This is a genomic window from Gammaproteobacteria bacterium, assembly GCA_027296625.1.
Classification (GTDB): Bacteria; Pseudomonadota; Gammaproteobacteria; order JAKEHO01; family JAKEHO01; genus JAKEHO01.
Genome location: JAPUIX010000039.1, coordinates 1 through 3659, shown reverse-complemented (window position 1 = coordinate 3659; position 3659 = coordinate 1). Strand labels below are relative to the sequence as shown.

Here is a 3659-nt window from a genome sequence, read left to right as displayed (position 1 = left end):
CTCACCCAAGCGTATCAAAACAAGAGCCAGATCGACTGCAGCATTGTAGTTGGATGAATTGACCTCCGGTGTTTCGGGTTCTGTTAGCTCTCTAAAGGCGATTGCATAGCGCGACCGAGCGACCTCATAACGACCGGCCGCGAGATCCGCATTGCGAAGCAAATACAATGCGCCCGCGTTCTTAGGGTAAAATTCGAGCATACTGCGTGCGTCGCGCTCTGCTGCTTCATGTTCTCCTAGATACATATTTAGAAGCAGGCTGGACCAGATCGAAAAAAATGTCTTCGATTCCAGTTTCAGACCCCTGTTTACCCACTCCCTCGCACTGTGCACGTCGCCGAGTTCCAGGTAGGCGATCGCTGGAACCGCTTGCAGATTCGAGCTAAGCGCATCGTTTGCAGCCGCTTTGTGATACCAGATGAGAGACACGTCGGCACGACCGTAGACGAGGTAATGAATTGCGGCGATGTATACATATGCAAAAGCGTGATCTGGTTCAATTTCGACAACCCGCAAATATCTGGTCAATGCCTCCTCGAATAAACCCGATTCATCATAGCTGCGGGCGATACTGAAATTTACCGGCACAGAATATGGATCGAGGGCCAGCGCCTTTTGAAAATGCTCGTCTCCCTCTTCGCGCCTGCCTTGGCGCCAGCGCAAGCGGCCATACAGGTTGAACGCGCGTGAGTTGTTTGGCTGCATCACAATCGCCTGTTCATAGGCTTCTTCCGCCGCTTGCAAGTTTCCTTGCTGTTGCCTAAGCAGACCTAGAGCTGCATATGCCTGGCCGAGACTGTCGTCCAGTTCTAATGCCCTGACCAGAGGCGGCTCAGCAAGTGCATTGCTTTCATCGATCGGCAGCGCCCCATAAAAATTTGCGCCAAGCGCTAAATATGCGTCTGCAAGTCCAACATAAGCCAAAGCGAAATCCGGATCGAGATCGACAGCCGAATTGAAACTGTCAATCGCCAAATTCAATGATTCAACGGATTCGATATCAGCTTGATTCTTGCCTTTAATATAAGCGGTATACGCCGCAAAATTTCTTGTCGGCATCGCTAACAGTTGCTGAGATTCCCGAGATGTGAGGTTTGCTTTCAGTTCCTGAACGATCGATTCCACAATTTCTGACTGCATCGTAAAAACATCGGTCGCCGTCAAACTTCGATCATAGGTATCCGACCAAAGATGTTTATCTGTTAGCGCATCAATTAGCTGAACGTTGACTCGAATCTGGTCTCCGACGCGCTGCACGCCCCCTTCTAGAATCTTGCCAACGCCAAGTTCTTCGCCGATCATATGAATGCTCTTCGTCGTATTCCGATATCGCTCTACCGACGTTCGTGATATGACTTTCAAGGCACTTATTTGTGACAGCCTGGTAAGCAGATCGTCCTGGATACCGATTGCCTGAAATTCCGCGCTGTTTTTGTCCGCGCTCGTAAACTTGAAAGGCAATATGGCGATCGAATTCGGATCTACGTTGGCCTCGATTATCTGGTCCGGCTGGGGCGTCCGGATTGTTGTTATCTCAGCCCCTACCCCGAAAAGTGTCGCAACAACTGCGGCGGCCAATGTCGCCAGAATCACAAAATCAGCGCGTCGCAAGGAAAGATCGGCAGATTTGACACTGGCAGGTGTATGCATGATTCGACCGCCAACAACGTCGAATCGCCAGCCAAATATCAGCGCGATCGGAATTCCAAGAATGACTCCAATCCAGACATAACGTAGCGCTCCCGACGGAATATCCCAGCTTTCGAACGCAAGATCGGCCACTTGCAGAACTATCCAAGCAGCAACGATGTACATAGCCAACACCCGAAAAACCCGGCGGCGGCGACATTCCGCGATGAAGTTCTTCATGTTGCGAGCCAGTAGGTGATTCCTCCCGGGTCGAAAGATTGTACCGAAGTAAAGCTCCTAACGTCCGCTTTGGGTCATTAGCGGCCCGTCAGGCCAAGTGTAGCCCAACGGCAGCTATCGGGGCTATAGGGGACATTCAGCAGCGAATTTTCGAGGGTTAGTTTCTGAATGTCTGCTTTCATCTAGAGCGGTCATTCAGAACACACCAAAACCGTCTATCTGACCGTCTGCTTTCGGCCAAATGCGGTCACTCGACCATTAATAACGAATGACTGCTTTGGAGCGGATAGGTGCATCATCAGCTTCAGGTGCTGGTTATCGTAAGGTCGTGGAGGTTCAAGTCCTCTTCTCGGCACCAGTTCAAGAACGGCCCCATCAGGGGCCGTTCTTGTATGTGCCACGGATCAAGAGATTTACACAACGGAGCCGTAGAGTCTTAAGCGCGATTGCCAAAGTAAATCTACCAATCTTTGCCGATTTGTACTACCGAGTCACCGCGCCGGGGTATCACGTTGTGGATGGCTCGATACGAACCGAACGCAATTTTGTCCTGAACATCAACGACCATCATGCTGCCTATGGTGCTCGTGCGTTGACCGAGCACCTCACCAGTTGCCGGGTCGGTCAATACCTTGGCGATGCGATAGACTAGAAACTTATCACCGGTTCGGATACCGGATCTGGCTCCGGCATTGATGACGACCTCGCCTCTGTCGACGTCCACGATGTTGCCAATCCAGGGTTGATCCGCTGCTGTCTGGGCAAACCGTTGGGCGATGTCGTTCACCGCCTCGCGCGCTACCTTGCCGAGTGGTGTACGGTGAAAATTACTGTTACCCAGGCTCAAGTCATCCGCGCTGAAATTCAAAGCCACGGCTTTCGACTTCGCCTCTTTCTCCACGTGAAAGGCCGAGATTACCTCCGCGGTTGTCGTATCGACGATCCGCACATCAATGCCGACCACGCCGGTCTGTGATCGTGGAGACAGTCCCAGGCGTTTTTTCTTGCCTAGACCGATACCTATACTGAAGCCACGGCCTTTGCTGGTCTGTTCGAACGTCGTTACTTCTCCCAGGATCAGGAGTTGCGCCCCCACGAGCTGTCCGAGCGACGGCCGACTATCGCCATTGATGAGACCATTAGCGCCCAGTTCCTGCTCTGCCAGCACGGAACTGAGCCTGGCCCGTTCGACCACCACAAATTGGCCCGATTCGATCAGTGCGGTGGTCAACATGGCCGCCACTCCGCCACCGACGTCGGTGACTCCATATTGCGACAGGAAGGCGCTCGTCGCACCGAACGAAGCTACCGCCACCGATCGCCTCGGTCCGGGGATTCGCTCAAGTGGTTCTTTAAGAACGTTACCGATCGATTCTTCCTCCGCCTCGCGGTCCTTGGACTTGCTCCCTGCATGAGCCGGGGCGGCCGCAATCATCATGATCAGCATCCACGCGAGCAGATGCGTTAGCGAAAAGTATTGGCGGGTCGATGCGTGCGAGTTCATGACTGTACTCCTAAGAATTCGGATGTGCCTCGAACTGTCAATGCGACGGATGCATCGAAATTGCGCCAGATACCGGCCGATCTGCCCTATGGAACACATTTTTTCGGGGTTTTGGCGTTGGTCTCGAGAATTCCGCGCATTGAGATAGGAGACCCCCGAAATCAACAGAGTACGGTCATGAAGCACTTCAACTATCGATCATTGATCTCCATGATCAGATTCAGCGAACTGTTATTATTTTTGTTGCTTTGGCTGCCCGGCAGTCAGGCAGGCGCGCAGGAAATGA

3 protein-coding genes are annotated in these 3659 nt (G+C 52.6%); 1 reads left to right on the top strand and 2 read right to left on the bottom strand.

All coding sequences use genetic code 11. From position 1 onward, the window contains the following. Both O6944_02155 and O6944_02150 read right to left on the bottom strand, forming a co-directional pair. The coding region (locus tag O6944_02155) for a tetratricopeptide repeat protein (protein MCZ6717942.1) at positions 1–1869 on the bottom strand (1869 nt) is incomplete at its 3' end. 460 nt (positions 1870–2329) lie between these two features. Then, a complete protein-coding gene (locus O6944_02150) occupies positions 2330–3373 on the bottom strand; it encodes a hypothetical protein (protein MCZ6717941.1) in 1044 nt (347 codons plus the stop codon). A 24-nt stretch (positions 3374–3397) separates the two neighbouring features. Here O6944_02150 and O6944_02145 point away from each other — a divergent pair. Next, positions 3398–3659: hypothetical protein (locus tag O6944_02145; GenBank protein MCZ6717940.1), on the top strand; the 262-nt coding region annotated here is incomplete at its 3' end.